Below are 16,836 nucleotides of genomic sequence, written 5' to 3'. Positions count from 1 at the left end.
AGGGCGATGATCCTTCATCCACGAAGCGTGATTCGTCAGCCCTCCGAGGTGCGATAACCGCGTGAATCGCCTTCGAGCGGAATGGGCTTCATTTCGAGGATTTCCGCCGGCGTGCCGCTGGACAGCGGACCGTCGATTTGAATTGCAAACGGATTCGTTACATTGAATGCACTGTCCTGCTTAAACTCGGATTGCTTCATGATTTATCTCCAACGAATCAATTCGTCGCCACATGGCGGCTTTTTGAACATAGCACAGGTGTAAAAGTCGGAGCAATACAATTCCAGTCAAGCAGTCGAGAGGTTTCTGTCTCGATTATAAGCGGCGCGATTGACATAACCGCTGTGATCCAGTCGTCAAACTTTGATTGTCGGATCAGCCTATTCTATGGGGCAGTGCTTTGCTCAGAATCCTCCCGTGAGGATTTTTCTCGATACGTCATCCGGCATGGAATCCACATTATGAAACGTCGCTATCTGCCTGCGTTCGTGCTTATCGCGCCTGTTTTTTTCGCGCCGGCTTTCTCTTCGGCAGCAATAGCCAGACACATCATTTTCCCGAATGACAGCGTGACCGGAAATCTCATAAGCGATCCGGGTTTCGAGAACGGCGTCGCCGGCTTCGCTGCGCAGGAATCGACGGATTCCGTCACGCGGTCCACCGTCAATCCGATCGACGGCAGCGCCAGCCTGCGTGTGGCAATCAATGGATGGGGCAATAATGTTTTCTGGACGCTGGCGACGGACGGCACGGCGAACGCGCATGCCTCGCAATTGAACGTCAGTGGCAAGTTACGCGGCGACACGACGCAATCAAATTCCACCCTGCAGTTCTGCGCCGCTGCCTACTACACCGACAGCGGCGACATCGTGCAGAACTGCGTCGGAGCGAGCAAGACCGCGGGCCAGACTGGAACGCTGACGGCGTCGCTCGATCTGGATGCGACACGCACACTCGCCAACGTCGACATCCGCATAACGCTGGACGGCCCGGGCCCCGTGGTTTACGCCGTCGATGACGTATCGGCCGTGCTGACCGTCGTCGACGTGCCGCCGCCGGTCTGTACTCAGGACACTTGGTCCTGCAGCGACTGGTCGGCTTGTTCGGCCAGCGGCAACCAGACGCGTACCTGCACGATGACGTTCGATTGTCCGAATGTGGTCACGCCGAGTCCGCCGACTTCGCAGTCCTGCGACGGTTCGGGGCCGCCGCCTTCCGCCGGCTACACGGCCGTGCTGACGGACTCCGGCAGCACCGCGCCGCTGCCGCTGATCGCCGATGCGCAGGAGCCGGCCGAACCGAATCTCACGCCGGCCTTCCACGTTTCCACACCGAATGCGCAGTGTTCCAAATTGACCGGCTTCGTCAATCCGGCCATCGCCATTCCGACGACGTCGAATATCCGCGAGCTCGAGGCGACCTGGAACGGCACGCCACTGCCGGTGATCGATCCGCAAGGCAAGGAGGTCGCCGAGGAAGCGCATGCGTGGGGCTCGATGGTCGGTTTCTTCAAGCCGCTGTTCTCGCTCGCTGCGGTGCCTGCCGGCGCCGGTACGTTGGAGGTGAAAGCCTTCGACGGCAGCCACAACAGCGTCACGAGTGCGGTGATCCCGAACCTGACTGTGTTCGCGCCGCCGGCAGCGCGCACTGCGGTGCAGATCGGTGCATTGGGGCATCCGCGCATCTATCTGACGCCGGCGCGCCTTGCGCAGATTGCCGCCAAACCGGCAAGCGACCTCACCGCGCAGCGCTTTTGGAGTAACACCACCGGCGTGGGTTATTTTCTCGACGCGCTCAATACCAATCCCGATCCGACCAGCACCGCGTTCGCAAATCAGGTCTATGACCCGGACGGCTACATTCCCGCGTTGGCGCTGTGCTATCAGCTCAAGAAAAGCACGGACGCCGCGACGGCGACGAAATGCGCCGGCGCCGCCAAGACGTTGACCCTGCGCATGGCCAACGATTACGCATCGGGCACGCGCGACTTCGGCCGCGACAGCGGCTACGACATCCGCTTCGATCTGCGCGACATGATGCTGGCCTACGACTGGATGTACGACCAATTCTCACCGACCGACCGCGCGCTGCTGGTGCGCATCGCGACCGAATGGGTGGACTGGTACCGGACCACGCCGGGCTACGCTGCGACGCAGCCGGTCGAGAACTACTATGCCGGTTATCTGCAGGGCATCGCGCTCGCGTCGGTGGCGACCGCGGGCGACAACAGCGACGCCGACCGTCTGCTTGCGCTGCTGCGCGCCAAGCTGACCGACGAAGTGCCCGTGCTGAACCAGCGCGGCTGCGGCGGCGATTACGCCGAGGGCTGGAACTACGGGCCGTACACCATGCTGGAATTCTCTTTGGTCAACCAGACCCTCAAGGATGTCGGCGAGGACTGGAGCGCGGATTTCGATTTCGTCGACAAACTCGCGCGCAGCTACACCTACCAGGTCTCACCGGATTATTTGATGACCGTGTCGTTCGGCGACTATTCCGGCGACTACGCGCATCTGACGCGGCCGTGGCTGCTGGCCGTGCTGAGTTCGACCACATCCGACAACGCTTTGGCGGCGCGGCTCTACTCGACGATGATGGCCGCTGCCGCAAGCGACATCCATGTGCCCCTTGACCGTCCGAGTACGTTCTACGAGATCGTGTTCGGCAATCTTGCGCAGACGGTGGACGTCTCGTCGATGCCGCTGTCCTATCTCAATCCCGGGACGGGCCGCTGGTTCTCGAAGTCTTCGCTGACCGACACCTCCGGCTACCAAGCCACCGCCGAAGTGATCAGCTATCAAGGCGACCACTACGGCTATTCCAACGGCGACGTGCAGTTGTTCCACGCTTCGACGTGCATCCTGTGTTCCGCCGCCTACCGCGGCGATCGCTTCATCGGTCTGGGCCAAACCAAGGATTATTCGACTTACCTCGTCAACGGCGCCGGCAGCGGTGTCAGCCGCAACGCGCAGGTGTTGTTCAATCAGGACGCGGGCACGTGGTCGGCGGTCGGCATGCGCTTCGAGTCGTCGTATCCCAAGGGCCGCTATGACGAGAACCTGATGAGTCCCGACATGCCGTTGGACTATTTGATCCGCGAGGCCGTGCACCTGCGTCCCGGCGTACTGGTGGTGCGCGACCTGCATCGGCGTCGCCATGCGGACGACACCCTGGTGGCGAACTGGCATCTCGGCTCGGCAGAGGCAGTGCAGACGCTCAGTACCGGCCACTACAAGATCGGCACCACCGACGTGACTGCGTTTACCAACGCCGCGATCGGATTCGGCTCCGATGCCGATGCCGGCGGCAACCGCATCGGTACGCTGATGACGCAGGCCTTTCCGGCCGGCGTGCAGGGGATGGAGAGCATTACGGTCTTTGCCGAAGGCACCACCGGCGTGAGCTATGCCAACGGCGTGCTCAAACTCTCGAACGGTCAATGCGTGACGTTCGCAAACGGCAGCGTAAGCGTCGCCGCCTGCCAGTAATTCTACGAATATTGAATTTCACTTTATTCGATCGTTCTGGTCCGGTAACGCGAGATTGAGTTCCTCTGTATGCGGCGGGTAACAGATCTTCGGATGGGTCTCGTGGCAACCTTGATAGCGGACGGATAGCCGAATTCGTTGTGCGCCCGGTGCGAGCGTATAGGGCACCGTCGCATCGAGGTCACCGTGGTATATCTCCACATTGCCGAGATACTCGTCGTGGTATTTCTTTCCGTCGGGCATCTTCGCTTCGCCTAAGGTCAGACCTTCGCCGCTTTTGAATTTCATCTGACCGCGGTAGAGATAGTAGTCCGGCGCGATCGTCCAATGCAGCCTGACTGCGCCGGGTGCGCCGGCATCGGCGCTGAATCTAAATGCCTCGTCGATCGGCAGTAAGTCGGCCGCGTCTTGGGTTTGCGAGGCCATGGACAAAGCCTCGATCATCACCATGAAGAAAACGAGATATGTATACATAAGTCACTTTGGATTTCTGTTGGCCGCGCTCGCACAGTGGCCGAAGCAAAATGCCGCAGCTCAGAAGATCGAATGCGCCGATCACGCTGCCTGGCGAAGTACGGTCGGGGAAGTGCACGGGGCGCAGGTGTGTGGCTCAGCCGCCGCGGCTGCGCTCCGCATTCTCGATCTCGGTGCGCACTTTGCGTTCGAGATCCCATTCATGCAGATCCTTGCCGACGATCTTGCCGTCGCGGGACAGCAGGAAGTTCGCCGGTACGCCGCGCAATCCGTAGGCTTTCGCCGCCGGCGAGTCGAAGCTCTTCGAAAGCAGGTTGAGCCAGGGAATCTCTCCGTGGCTCTTGTCCTGGGCGAGTGCCTGGGTCCAATCGGCCGCGTCCTCGTCGACCGAGACGGCATATATCTCGAAACCGTGCGGATGGAAATCCTTGTACAGCTTGCGCAGGAACGGAAATTCGGCTCTGCATGCGCCGCATCCCGATGCCCAGAAGTCGAGCAGCACAAACTGATTGCTTGCGAGCACGTCGGACAAGGTGTGCTCCTTGCCGTCTGCATCGCGCAGCGTCATGTTTTCGTATAGCGAACCGACTTCGAAATGCCCGGCGGCTTTCACTCTCGCCTGCGATCTCGTCATCATCGCCCGCACGCGCGCGATCAATGGATTCGGCCCGAGCTGCGTTTCGAGATCGTCGACCATGCGCCGTTTGGCGACCGAACTGTTCGAATAATAGGGCGGGTCGATCGTGCCCATCAGCGTAAACAGCTTCAACAACGGATCGGCGTTGCCGGTGAGGATGCCGTGCTCGTAGGCGATCATGGCATTCTCGTTGCGCACACGTTCCGGCTCCAAGGCTTCGAGCGGCTTTTGCGCTTTCTTTACCGCCGCCTCGTCGGTGGGATCCACACCGATGGCACTTTTCCTTTCGGCTTCGGCGAGCTTTACGGAAATATCGACATTGGCCGGGCTGTGCGCGTAACCGAAACGCTTTTCGTTGTAGTCGCCACCACGCACCGTGAAAATATTCTCTGGGTGAAATTCCGTCCGATAGGTCGCCGGCTCGATGATCATGGTTGTAGCTGTGCTCTGGTGTTCTCCTTTCTCGTTCGTCCATTCAAACGCCATGTTCGCAAACAACGGCTGGTCGATCGTGCCGGTAAGGGTGAAGGCACCGTCCTTCACCGGTTCCTTGACGGACGACAGGTTTCTGCGACTCAAATCCCCCGTAGGCGACACGATGAGCAACTCGGCAGTGCCCTCTTTGAACGGCAGGTTTTCACCGTGAATCGTGTAGAGTCCCGCATGCTTTGCAGTCGCAGCCGGAGCATCGCTACCGCCCGGATCGGCTTGTGCCGAAAGAGGGGTTGTACACATCAGCGCGGCGGTGATGAGAGACGCGGATCTGCGCACGACGTGCGTTGCAAAATTCGGGCTCGGGAAATATACGTTCACGGCGAAGGTCCTCGTGCTGGATAGCTAGGGCTTGGTGCCGCCGAACTGGTAACGCGCTTCCACGAACAGTTGGCGGCCGTAGGGGTTGTAGTTCTGCGGCAGGAAAGGGCGGCTATGTGTGCCCGGCTGGGTGACGTCGACCGGCGGCATCGAGTTCATCAGATTGTTGGCGCGCAGCGACAACTGCCACGCAGGCAACGGAGAGAAGTTGATGCTTGCGTTGAATATCCGCCACGATGCAACCTTGCCGGCCAGCGGCACGTTGTAACTGTTGTTGATGTAGGCGATGTAGTTCGGCGTCGGCCCGTAGTAAGTGCCGAACAGCGTTGCGCTCCAACTGTTGCGGCTCCACGTCAGCGCAAGGTTGCCCTTGGTCTGAAACTCTGAGTACTGAGGATTTCTCAACAGATTCAGCAACGGATCGCCCGGAAGACTCTGCTGACGGTGCGTCAGCACGCGCGTGTACCCGGCATCCAAGGACAGACGGCCGTAGCGGCCGAGATCGAACTTGTAGTTGAGGCTCGCATTGAGTGCATTGTTGATCTCGCGCGAGAGGTTGATCTTGGTCGTGTCCACTTCGAGAATCTGACCGAGCAGCGGCGAGCCCGGAGGCGTCGGCGCGCGGATGATCTGCGCATTGGCGGCTTGGCATGTCGGCGATTTCGGATCGAGCGTGCCTTCGAGACAGTACAACTGGTTCTGTATGAGGTAGTCGGTCCCTTCGAGAAACACTTCGTTGCGAATCGAACTGTGCTGAAAATCCGCGCTCAGCGTCAACTGCGTGATCGGCGACCACACTGCGCCGTATGACCAGGTCTTTGCAGTCAACGGCTGCAGATTCGGATTGCTGGTCTGCTTCAAAGTGACCGGAGTGAACGTCCATTGCGGAGGGCAATTGGTGATGTTGGCTCCGCTGAAGCCGAGCCTGGCGCAATTGACCAAGTCATAGACCGAGTTTTGCATGATGCTGGTGCCTTCGAATTCGTCGATCAGCGACGGCGCCTTGAATGCGGTGCTGTATTTGCCGCGCAGTAACAAACCCTCGATCGGGCGCAACTCCAGTCCGATGCTGTAGGTCGGATGGCTGAAGTGCGCGCCTTGTGCGTCGTAGCTGTCGTAGCGCGCGGCGAGATCGAGGGTGAGCACTTTGTGCAGCGGCAGATTCAATTCGGCCGCCGCCGCATAACGGTCGCGGCGGCCGTCGCTCGGGATCGCGGCGTAGTCGCCGATCTGATAAGACGAGAGCAACTCGCCCGGAAGATATTTCCATGATTCGAATCCGTCTTCGGCGACGACGGCCAGCCCCGCATCGCCGCCCGGCAGAGTGAACAGCGACGTCTGCGTCAGTTGCGCGCGCAGCTGATCGTTGCGGTCCGTACTCACGATCGAATCGGCGCGCGAGAAAAAGGCGAACTGCGTCGGCGTGAGCGGCCGGAACAGGAGACTGTAGTTGGGCGAGTAAATCGGAAAGCCATTGGCGTCGACGCCGAGCTGCGGACCGAGGACCCAACTGGTATATGAGCCGGGCCCATCGCCCGAAAAGAACCCGTTCTGGCGGTCGTCGGAGCGCTCGTACGCACGTGTGAACGCGACGTCGAGCGTCCATCCGGAGCCGAACGCGGTCTTGCCGCCGACGGTTGCGGTATAAACGTTCTCGTAGTTCTTCTGCCTCAGCAGACCGTCGAGACTGCTGGATATCTCTTCGGGCGCGAAGCTGCGTGAGATAGTGACAACGTCGTTCAAGTTCGGATCGTCGATGATCCAATTGCTGCTGGCGTTGGTTTGCCGCGATTGCACTTCGTAGCTCTCCAGCACATCCGCATAGAGCTGCGTGTTGTCGCTGAGCGCATAAGTGCCATGCATGCTGAAGCTGGCGGCCTCGTCCTTGTTGATCAATGAGCGGTCCGCCTCCGCGGCTACCGAACCGCAATAGCTGCCGTAAGCGTTTTCGTAGTAGCGCAGGGTGCCTCGCCAGAGAGCCGACAATTTGTCGCAGCCTCCCGGCTGCGGTAAATAACCCGTACCCGAAAAGCCCTGTACATAGACGAGACTCGTCGCCTGTTGTGGATGGATACCGCCGGCGTAGTTCTGCGCGGTGATCCGGCGCTGGAATTCCCAGATCGGCTCCTGCTTGCTGTACTGCAGGCCGAACATCAGATCGAGCTTGCCGACGTGGACATTGTCGACCGCGCTGAACATGCGTTCGCGGCCGCCGCCGCTCGGGTACCAGCCGAAGCGCGCATCGAGCGTGCCGAAGTCGACGTGTTTCTTGAGCACGATATTGACGACACCGGCCAGCGCGTCCGAGCCATACAACGCAGACTGTCCGCCGGGCAGGATTTCGATGCGATCGACCAGATCGATCGGGATCGTGCTCAGATTGGTATACAACCCGTCGGTGCTGCTGACGGCGACCTGAGCGGTCTGCGAATAAAACGGCAGCGGACGGCCGTCGATCAAAAACTTCGTGAAGCTCGGATCGAGCCCGAACAGGCTCACCGTCTTCACGCCCCAAAGATCGTTCGTGTTGATCGAGGTGTTGTTGATTTGGCCGGTATTCACCGTCGCGTTTTGCAGCGCGTCGGCCACGCTCGAAAAGCCGCGGTTCTTGATCTGCTCCGCGGTGATCGTGATCAGCGGGCTCGAGGTTTCGATTTGCGCGCGCGGAATCAATGAGCCGAGCACGGTGACCGTATCGAGCTGAGGGGAGAGGGCATTGGAATGCGCCGCCGGCAGTTCCACGGGCTTTTCCTCCCTACCGCGATTGCCCGACACCGGCTTCGGCGGCAGCGGCTTGATCACGACGGTCGTCGCATCGGTGAATTCGCCTGCGTAGCCGGTACCTTCGAGCAACTTGGCCAATGCCTCCTTGGTCGTATAGCTGCCCCTGAGCGGGTATGCCTTTCGATCCTTGACCGCTGCGGGATCGAACACCACGTTGATCCGTGCCTGCGTGCCGAGTTCGCGCAGCGAATCGGCCAGCGCTTGTGCGGGCAGGTCGAACGGGTAGGTGACTTGCGCATACACCGCGACTGGAGCCATGAGAGCAACCAGCCAGGCCCCGGCGCGGATGTACTCATTCGATGTCCACATGCCGTTGTCTTCCCCCGAACGGATGGCGCATCAAAAGCGATGCTCTGTCTACCAGACGGCCGACGAAGCCGATCCGGACATCAACTTGTCATCGAGGACGAAACACTGCCGCGGCGTTGCAGAGGTGCAGGCGATCGGCCAAAGCGCAGGTCATCGCGTCAACATGAGCGCAGAATCTTCGTGCACGACGCGCAAGCCGTGCAGGCTGGCGACGGCCAAAGCAAACTGGGCGGGATCGCGAGTCGAGAACACGCCGGAAATACGCAGCGAGGCTACCGTCGAATCGGCGAAGCGGATTCGCGTGCTGCCGTAACGATTCAGTTCCGCCACGGCATCAGCGAGGGTCGAATCGTCGAAATAGACCTGGCCTCGCTGCCAGGCCAGGGTGTAGTCGACTTTCGGCCGGTCGAGCGTCGGCGCGCGATCGACGGCCAGGGTCAGCCGATCGCCGGGGGCAAGCGTGGCTTTGCGCTCGGGCCAGTTCGATGCCGCATTCTGCGTACTGACCTCGACCTTGCCTTCGAGCAGAGTCACCGCCAAATGCAGCGGATCGCGGCGTACATCGAACGTGGTGCCGAGCGCAACGATCTGTTCGTCGCCGGTCTGCACGATGAAAGGCCGTTGCGGATTTTTTGCCACCTCGAACAAGGCTTCACCGTGTTCCAGCACGATGCGCCGCTCATTTGTGCGGTAGGCAACCTTGAGCCGCGTGCCGGTGTTGAGCGTGACGCGCGTGCTGTCGTCGAGCTTGACCGTCTGCAGTGCTCCGACCGCCGTCTCGTAGATGCGATCTGCGGGAAGCAGGCGAAGGATGACGATCGTGGCAAACACGAGCACGGCGCATACCGCGGCGATGCGCCATCGAATGTGCCGTGCTCCGCGTGCACGCGCACTGCGCGTGGTAGCCGTCCGATGCACGGGGCCGGCTGCGCTCGGAATCAGTTCCCAAATATCGTTGGCGCGCGCGAAGGCACGAGCATGCGTTGGGCTTGCCGCAAGCCATGCTCTGAACGCCGCCTCCGTTGTTCGGCGGCGGTCGGGTTCCTGCAAGCGGGTGAGCCATGCGCAGGCTTCCGCCAGGGTCAATTCGTTGATGACGTCGGAGGTGCTGGACTTCATGATTCGCCCATCCACTGGGTGAGAAAGAGGAGCGCGCGCGCAATGCGCTTTTCCACCGCGGCCACGCTCAAGTTCTCGCGCTCCGCGATGCGCGCGGCGGTCAGGCCCTCGAGCCGTTTGGCCATGAGGCAGCGTTGTGTTTGCGGATCGAGCCGCCGCATTCCCGATTTGAAACGGCGCAGGCGCTCCTGCGAATGCAGTTGCTCTTCGGGCAACGGCGCCGCGTCGGCGAGGCCGGAAATGTCGAACTCGTCGCCGTCGCCGACCGCGTGCGCACGATGCCGGGCCCGATCGCGCCCCAAGTTCACTGCGGCCGTGACCAGGAACGCCTCCTGCGAGCGCACTTCCTGCTTGCGCGCATAGGATTCGAGGCGCAGGAACGCCTCTTGCAGCACATCGTCTGCATCCTGCGGCGCCACCCCGCTGCGCAAGACAATCGCACGCACCTTGGCCAAAATCGTCGTCAGGCCGCTCGCCACGCCCACTTGGCTCTCGATCTCTATTGCCGTCAGATTCAATAGACGTTCGACGGCGGGAATCCGGACATTCTTGAACCGGCGTCTTCGGCCAAGCCCGACTCGTCTCGAAGCTTCGGCAACTCGGCCATTCACCCCGAAGAATATGCGTCGTCACTTTGCGCACGCAAAAAGCCGACGCTGTCGCCGATTAAACCGCATATCGCGGACGTGCATCTGAGTTGTATCTCATGCCGATTCGCACTCATCTGCGTCTTGGATCGGACGCAAGACCCGTTGCATCCCACGTACCGTTTCCACGAAAGCGCCGCTTTCGTCGATTCGTTGCGCCGCATTGCAGACCCACCAGGCCAGACAGGACACCATGCACAACGAATTCGATGGACGCTCGACGCATGCCGGCAGCTCAAGGCTGAATAAGCGACTCGCGGCGTTGCCTCTGCTGGCCGCGCTTTGCGCCGGCGCGCAAGCCTCGTCGCCTTTGCCGGAGCAGGCACCGCCGCGGTTCGCGCAGGTCATCGAACGCGAAGTTCCGGCGATCATGAAAGAAGCCAAGATTCAGGGCGTCGCGGTGGGGCTGATCGTCGACGGCAAGCTGGTGTATGCACGCGGGTTTGGCTACGCCGATCACGCCGGCAAGGTGCCGGTGACGCCCGATACCGTGTTCGTCGCGGCATCCCTGTCCAAACCCATCGCCAGTTGGGTGACGATGCGCCTCGCGGCGCAAGGGCGGGTCCGCCTCGATCAACCGGTGGCCGACCTGCTGTCACCGTGGCCGCTGACGCAGAATCAGTTTGATTATCGTCAGATCACCGTCCGCCATCTGCTCTCGCATACTGCCGGTACGACTTTGGGCGGTTACGAGGGTTGGCTCGATTTCAAGGAATTGCCCACGCTGGAGCAATCGCTGGCTGGAAAGACCAACGGGCGCGGCGCGGTCGAGTTGTTCGCGCCAGTCGGCAGCAAGTTCCAGTATTCGGGCGGTGGCTACACGCTCTTGCAATTGGCCATTGAGCGAACGACCAGGCGCAAATATCAGGACCTTGCGCAGGACTTGGTGTTCAAGCCGTTGGGCATGACGCACAGCAGCGTCGCGATGACGCCGGCCGTGCTTGCCGGTGCAGCGGAGGGGCACGGGAATGACGGTAACCCGGTGCCGATGCGTTACTACGTCGAGCAGGCACCCTCTACACTGACCACGACGGTTCGCGACTTCGCCCGTTGGATGATCGCGGGTATGCAAGGCACTCCCGGCACTCACCCTTTGGATCGCACGCAATTGGCGCAACTGTATGCGCCGGCGGAATTGAGCACGCCGCGCGCATCGGGCGATATGATCTACGGCCTCGGCCATTTCATCGAACGTCTCACCGACGGCAGCGTCGCCGTCGGCCATGACGGACGCAACCAGGCCGGCTTCCGCGCCAAATTCCTGATGCGCCCTGCATCGGCCGACGGCATCGTGTTCTTCAGCAACTCGCGCAGCGGCCTGGCATTGGATCGCATCGTCTGTCTGTGGGGAGCCGACGCGGCCAGGGCAGATCCTGTTGCGGTATGCAAGAAGTAGTAATTGCTCTTGAGGCGCGCGCTGGGAGAGCCCGGTGGGATTTCGCCAGTCGCGTCGATTTGCATAAGTCGACAAGGTCGCTATCTGGCGCGATCGATTTAGCTTTGACGACGCAGCGCGTCGGCTCTTGAGTGAATACCGAAGTTGTGACGCACCCCAATCTGCCGCTCGCAAGCGGCAGACCGGGCGGCCTGTTTAGAGCTTGCGGAAGCGGTCGAACACGACGATGCCGATCAGTGCGCAAAGCATCAGTATTGCCCAGCGATCCAATGTCGGAGCGGGTACGGTCGGTGTAGCGACCGGGTTGACCACGACGGCAAGAACGGATGAGGTCGCCTGGACGAACCCCGCATCGCCGCTGTAGCTCGCCGTGATCGAATGCGTGCCGGGCGTCGTAAAGGTCGCCGTGCAGCTCGCTGTCGAACTCGTCGTGCCGACGATCAAGGTCACAGGCGAGCAGGGCAATGCGGTGCCGTTGTCGCTGAAGCTGACTGTGCCAGTCGGAGGATCGCCGGCCACTGTGGCAACGAGATTCAACGGCACACCCGGCGTCGCAGGATTCGGTGTGGCCGCGAGGGTGACCGTCGTCGTCTTCTTGTTCACGACAAGCGTATACGCCTGCGTGCCGAACGCGCCGCCGGATCCCGCCGCCTGCGCGGTGAACGCGAAGCTGCCGGCGGCCGTCGGCGTGCCCGCCAAGAGGCCGCTCGTGCTCAGGGTCAAGCCGGTCGGCAGGCTGCCCGATGTCAGCGTAAACGTGTACGGGGTATGGTCCACGCCGTCGCTGCTGCTGGCGCTCAATTGTTGGCTATAGGACAGGCCGAACGTGGCGGCTGCGATGGTCGCGGGTGCAATCGTCACCATCACTTTCGCACAGGTCACCTGCACGTTGGTCACGTTCGCCGACAGATTGGTGCCGTTGCCGTTGGCGACGACGCAGGTCTGACCCGACGGCGGCGTCGTCACCGCGACGTTCCAGTTCGAGCCGATAGGCAGCGGCGTCGGGAACGTGAACGCGCCGCTCGACGACAGCGCCTGCGACGTGCCGTGCGTGCTGTCGCTCAGGGTGAGTGCGGCGGCCGACGTTGCGCCGCTGACATTGCCGCCGATCGTATAAGTCGTCGCTGCGATCGTCGTTACGTCGCTCGCGCTGTCGTTGCCTGTATTGGTTTCGCCGCCGCCGGACACCGCTGCGTTGTTGGTCACCGATGCCGCTGCGTTGTTGGCGACGTTCACCGTCAACGTGATGGCCGGATAGCTGCTGCCCGCAGCCAGCGCATCCGAGCGCGTGCAGGTCAATGTTCCTAAGCTACAACTCCATCCCGTGCCGCCGATCGCGGTAGCGGTCAATCCGGCGGGCAACGTATCCGTCACCGTGACCGTGCCGTTGGTGGGCGAGCCACCGACATTGCTGGCCGTAAGCAGATAGATTGCGCCGGTCTGTCCCTGCGCAAAGTTTCCGCTATGCGTCTTGGTGATCGTCAGATCGGCTCGTGCCGTGAGCGTGTCGGTATCGGTCGCCGAATTGTTGCCCGGAGTTGGGTCGGTGACGCCCGCCGGTGCGGCAACGGTTGCGGTGTTGCTCAGCGTACCGCTCGCTGCGGCCGAGATCGTGCAGCTCGCGGTGTACGTCGTGCTGCCACCCGCGGGCAGGTTGATCGTATCGTTGATATTGCCGCTGCCGCTTGCCGTGCAGGTGCCGCCGCCTGCGCCGACGCAAGTCCAGGTGCAGGTCAGCGCGGCAGGGAAGGTGTCCGCAATAACGGCACCGGGCGCGTTGCTCGGCCCCGCGTTCGACGCGGTAATCGTATAGGTCACGCTGCCGCCCGGCGTCGCCGTGGTCACGCCGTCGGTATTGGTGATCGACAGGTCAGCAGATCCAGCAAGTGCATCGGTATCGGTTGCCGAATTGTTGCCTGGTGTCGGATCGGTGACTCCGGCCGCCGCCGCGACGGTCGCCGTGTTGCTCAGCGTACCGCTTGCCGCCGCGGAGATCGTGCAGCTCGCGGTGTACGTCGTGCTGCCACCCGCGGGCAGGTTGATCGTATTGTTGATATTGCCGCTGCCGCTTGCCGTGCAGGTTCCTCCGCCTGCGCCTACGCAAGTCCAGGTGCAGGTCAGCGCGGCGGGGAAGGTGTCCGCAATGATGGTGCCCGGCGCGTTGCTCGGTCCCGCGTTCGACGCGGTAATCGTGTAAGTGACGCTGCCGCCCGGCGTCGCCGTGGTCACGCCGTCGGTATTGGTGATCGCCAGGTCGGCCGACGCAGCGAGCGCATCGGTGTCGGTCGCCGAGTTGTTGCCCGGCGTCGGATCGGTGACGCCTGCCGGCGCCGCGACGGTCGCGGTGTTGCTCAGCGTACCGCTTGCTGCTGCGGAGATCGTGCAACTTGCGGTGTACGTCGTGCTACCGCCCGCGGGCAGGTTGATCGTGTCGTTGATGTTGCCGCTGCCGCTTGCCGTACACGTACCGCCGCCAGCGCCTACGCAAGTCCAGGTGCAGGTCAGCGCGGCGGGGAAGGTGTCCGCAATAACAGCACCGGGCGCGTTACTCGGTCCCGCGTTCGACGCGGTAATCGTGTAAGTGACGCTGCCGCCCGGCGTCGCCGTGGTTACGCCGTCGGTGTTGGTGATCGCCAGGTCGGCCGACGCTGCGAGCGCATCGGTGTCGGTCGCCGAGTTGTTGCCCGGCGTCGGATCGGTAACACCGGCCGGTGCTGCCACGGTCGCGGTGTTGCTCAGCGTACCGCTTGCTGCTGCGGAGATCGTGCAGCTCGCGGTGTACGTCGTGCTGCCACCCGCGGGCAGGTTGATCGTGTCGTTGATATTGCCGCTGCCGCTTGCCGTGCAGGTGCCACCACCTGCGCCTACGCAGGTCCAGGTGCAGGTCAGTGCGGCAGGGAAGGTGTCGGCAATAATGGTACCGGGTGCGTTGCTCGGGCCAGCATTCGACGCGGTAATCGTGTAGGTCACGCTGCCGCCCGGCGTCGCTGTGGTCACGCCGTCGGTGTTGGCGATCGCAAGATCAGCTTGTGGCGTAAGCGTGTCGGCGTCGGTCGCCGAATTGTTGTCCGGCGTCGGATCGGTGATACCCGTCGGCGTTGTGACGCTCGCCGTATTGACCAACGAACCGCTTGCCGACGCCGAGATCGCGCAGCTTGCGGTGTATGTCGTGCTGCCGCCGGCGGGCAGGTTGACCGTGTCGTTGATGATGCCGCTGCCGCTCGCGGTGCAGGTGCCGCCGCCCGCGCCGATGCAAGTCCAGGTGCAGGTTGCGGAAGGCGGGAAATTGTCGCTGACGTTGGCTCCGTCCGCGTCGGCCGGGCCGGCATTGCTCGCCGTGATCATGTAAGTGACCGATCCGCCGGGCACCGCGGTGGTGACGCCGTCGGTGACGGTGACGGCGAGATCGGACGGGCCGAGATTCGCATAGCAAACGGTGGCGTCGTTCAGTGCTGGAGTGGTGTTGAGATTGCTGGTCGACAGGACGGCACGGTATTTGAGGTAACGCAGACCGTTGAACTGACTCAGCGAGGCGCCGTTGTTGAAATAGGTCGCGGAGGTGTTGTCGGGGCCGACGAAATTGAACGGTCCGGCCAGGGAAGCACTGCCGGCGACCTGGAACCGCACGGCGGTATTGGTCGGCGTCGCGGCATCCCACGACAGCGTCGTCCAGGTCACGTTCGCGTTCGCTATGGGATTGGCGTCTTTGACCGAAGAGTCGAACGTGCCCGAAGCGTCGTAGCCGTCGTTGATGTAGATCCTGAAACCGGCGTCGGTGCTGACGCCTCCGGTCAGCGGGATCGACCAGACCGTGCCCGACGTGGCACCGGCGACGCGCGTGCCGCCGCTATAGACGTCGGAGCCGGCCGTGGCCGTACCGCTGCGGGTCAGCGCATACGTGCCGGGCGACGGATTGATGTTCGGCCGGATGACGATGGCGTACTGCGTGCCGGCGCTGAGCATCGCCGGCGAACTGAACGTCGCCGTGTAGAAAGCAGCCGAACCGCTGCTGAAACCGGTCAGGGTCGTGCCGGCGAGATCGGAGCCGATCGGCAGGCCACCCACGGTGGCACGCAGGCTCAAGGTCAGGTTCGGCGTGATCCCCGTGCAGCCGGAGCAGAACAGATTGACGTCGACGCGGGTCAGCAGGCCGCCCAGCGACGGCGTAAAAGTTTGGCCGCCCCAAGTCGTCGTCGTAATGCCGACGCCGCTCGTGCCGAGCGTCGTGTTCTGCTGGTCGAGGCGGTCTCCGCCAACGAGTATGACATCGCCCGGGCTCGCGTTGATGTCGGTGTTGCTGACCGTGCCGTTCTGGAAGTCCGCTTGTGTCGTATCGGTCAGACAGGTCGGCGCCGCTGCACCGACAGGCGCCGCGCTCATTGCGGCCTCGTGGATGTTCCGAGCCGGCATCGCATTAAGTGTGCGATGAGTCACGGAATCGACCGGCGCGCGGTCGAAGCTCTCGACCGGAATGACGGTCTCGACGTCCTGCGCAAATTGCGCGTGAGTGCATACCGGAGCCAGGCATAGCAGCCAGCCCAACCATTTTGCGTTCATTGTGCCCCCTGATGCACAAAAGTGCTCAGCTTCGAAAAAGCCAAGCCGGCCGTTCAAGCCTTACCGACGATGATGACATCGGTTTGGTGCGGCGATAATCCGGCGCGAAGAATGCACTCCAAGCAAAATGCTAGTCAAGCGACAGCTGCGCACTGGTTGTGTCGAGGGACGAAGGCCATGGACTCGCCCTCAAACCGTTTCGGGATCGACTCGTGGGTTGCACGCGTCGATCCTGTGCTTTCACGGCGCGAGCATTCGCTTCGGCGACGATAAAGTGGCCACGAGCTTGCCTCCTCGCTCTGCGGCGCGCGGATGAGCACAGGCGCCGAGGCAGCGGACTGATGCGAATTTATCCGCGTCCATTTCATGGGCCGCGTCGAAATAGGTTTGCGCGAGAGCGAGCAAGGCACGAATGTCGGTATCCATAGAGCCTCTGAAAGACGTTGATGAAGTGGGCTGTTCTTTCCCCGCGCACAGTGAAACATTCCCGCAACGGCAAGGTTCAAGCGAAAAATGTATCGGCAACCCGAGTCGATCGACAGCCGTAGTGGATGGAAGGCCATCGAGCGCACCGACGAAGATCGGCGTATGGTCATCCTGCTCAAATGTCAG

Annotated in this window: 10 protein-coding genes; 2 read left to right on the top strand and 8 right to left on the bottom strand. The window is 62.0% G+C overall.

Annotated elements, in window-relative coordinates:
- Positions 1–35: 35 nt before the first annotated feature.
- On the bottom strand, positions 36–200 hold the full coding sequence (locus FFS30_RS23800; protein WP_171014506.1) for a hypothetical protein: 165 nt from the start codon (positions 198–200) through the stop codon (positions 36–38).
- A gap of 369 nt (positions 201–569) precedes the next feature.
- Between FFS30_RS23800 and FFS30_RS08310 the strand changes: the two genes are divergently transcribed.
- Complete coding sequence (locus FFS30_RS08310) at positions 570–3,488, top strand: hypothetical protein (RefSeq protein WP_137912688.1); 2,919 nt, start codon at positions 570–572, stop codon at positions 3,486–3,488.
- Between the two features lie 18 nt (positions 3,489–3,506).
- On the opposite strand, the gene FFS30_RS08305 is transcribed toward FFS30_RS08310, so the two are convergent.
- The 5 genes from FFS30_RS08305 to FFS30_RS08285 all read right to left on the bottom strand — a co-directional run bounded on the left by FFS30_RS08305 (position 3,507) and on the right by FFS30_RS08285 (position 10,235).
- Entirely contained in the window at positions 3,507–3,962 is a 456-nt protein-coding gene (locus FFS30_RS08305) for a protein-disulfide reductase DsbD domain-containing protein (RefSeq protein ID WP_137912687.1), read from the bottom strand.
- Between the two features lie 136 nt (positions 3,963–4,098).
- Positions 4,099–5,412 (bottom strand): TlpA disulfide reductase family protein, encoded by a 1,314-nt coding sequence (locus tag FFS30_RS08300; RefSeq protein ID WP_137912686.1) that lies wholly within the window; start codon positions 5,410–5,412, stop codon positions 4,099–4,101.
- 24 nt (positions 5,413–5,436) lie between these two features.
- Positions 5,437–8,505: a TonB-dependent receptor gene (locus FFS30_RS08295; RefSeq protein WP_137912685.1), complete on the bottom strand. Its 3,069-nt coding sequence runs from the start codon at positions 8,503–8,505 to the stop codon at positions 5,437–5,439.
- A 150-nt stretch (positions 8,506–8,655) separates the two neighbouring features.
- A complete protein-coding gene (locus FFS30_RS08290; RefSeq protein WP_137912684.1) occupies positions 8,656–9,624 on the bottom strand; it encodes a FecR domain-containing protein in 969 nt (322 codons plus the stop codon).
- Complete coding sequence (locus FFS30_RS08285; RefSeq protein WP_212742431.1) at positions 9,621–10,235, bottom strand: sigma-70 family RNA polymerase sigma factor; 615 nt, start codon at positions 10,233–10,235, stop codon at positions 9,621–9,623. Before FFS30_RS08285 ends, FFS30_RS08290 begins: the two co-directional genes overlap by 4 nt.
- A gap of 229 nt (positions 10,236–10,464) precedes the next feature.
- Between FFS30_RS08285 and FFS30_RS08280 the strand changes: the two genes are divergently transcribed.
- Positions 10,465–11,667, top strand: coding sequence for a serine hydrolase domain-containing protein (locus tag FFS30_RS08280; RefSeq protein ID WP_137912683.1), 1,203 nt, complete (start codon positions 10,465–10,467; stop codon positions 11,665–11,667).
- Positions 11,668–11,862: 195 nt separating this feature from the next.
- On the opposite strand, the gene FFS30_RS08275 is transcribed toward FFS30_RS08280, so the two are convergent.
- Entirely contained in the window at positions 11,863–16,047 is a 4,185-nt protein-coding gene (locus FFS30_RS08275) for an Ig-like domain repeat protein (protein ID WP_212742430.1), read from the bottom strand.
- 417 nt (positions 16,048–16,464) lie between these two features.
- Positions 16,465–16,650 (bottom strand): hypothetical protein, encoded by a 186-nt coding sequence (locus FFS30_RS23795; protein WP_171014492.1) that lies wholly within the window; start codon positions 16,648–16,650, stop codon positions 16,465–16,467.
- Between the last annotated feature and the right edge of the window lie 186 nt (positions 16,651–16,836).

It is taken from the genome of Rudaea sp. 3F27F6, assembly GCF_005503555.1.
Lineage (GTDB): Bacteria > Pseudomonadota > Gammaproteobacteria > Xanthomonadales > Rhodanobacteraceae > Rudaea.
The sequence above is the reverse complement of the archived record's forward strand: the minus strand, read 5'-3'. Positions and strand labels throughout refer to the sequence as shown.

Bases quoted from the DNA above. Each gene is read 5' to 3' on its own strand.
- FFS30_RS23800 (WP_171014506.1), bottom strand. From the start codon at position 200: ATGAAGCAATCCGAGTTTAAGCAGGACAGTGCATTCAATGTAACGAAT.
- FFS30_RS08305 (WP_137912687.1), bottom strand. From the start codon at position 3,962: ATGTATACATATCTCGTTTTCTTCATGGTGATGATCGAGGCTTTGTCC.
- FFS30_RS08295 (WP_137912685.1), bottom strand. From the start codon at position 8,505: ATGTGGACATCGAATGAGTACATCCGCGCCGGGGCCTGGCTGGTTGCT.
- FFS30_RS08290 (WP_137912684.1), bottom strand. From the start codon at position 9,624: ATGAAGTCCAGCACCTCCGACGTCATCAACGAATTGACCCTGGCGGAA.
- FFS30_RS08280 (WP_137912683.1), top strand. From the start codon at position 10,465: ATGCACAACGAATTCGATGGACGCTCGACGCATGCCGGCAGCTCAAGG.
- FFS30_RS08275 (WP_212742430.1), bottom strand. From the start codon at position 16,047: ATGAGCGCGGCGCCTGTCGGTGCAGCGGCGCCGACCTGTCTGACCGAT.
- FFS30_RS23795 (WP_171014492.1), bottom strand. From the start codon at position 16,650: ATGGATACCGACATTCGTGCCTTGCTCGCTCTCGCGCAAACCTATTTC.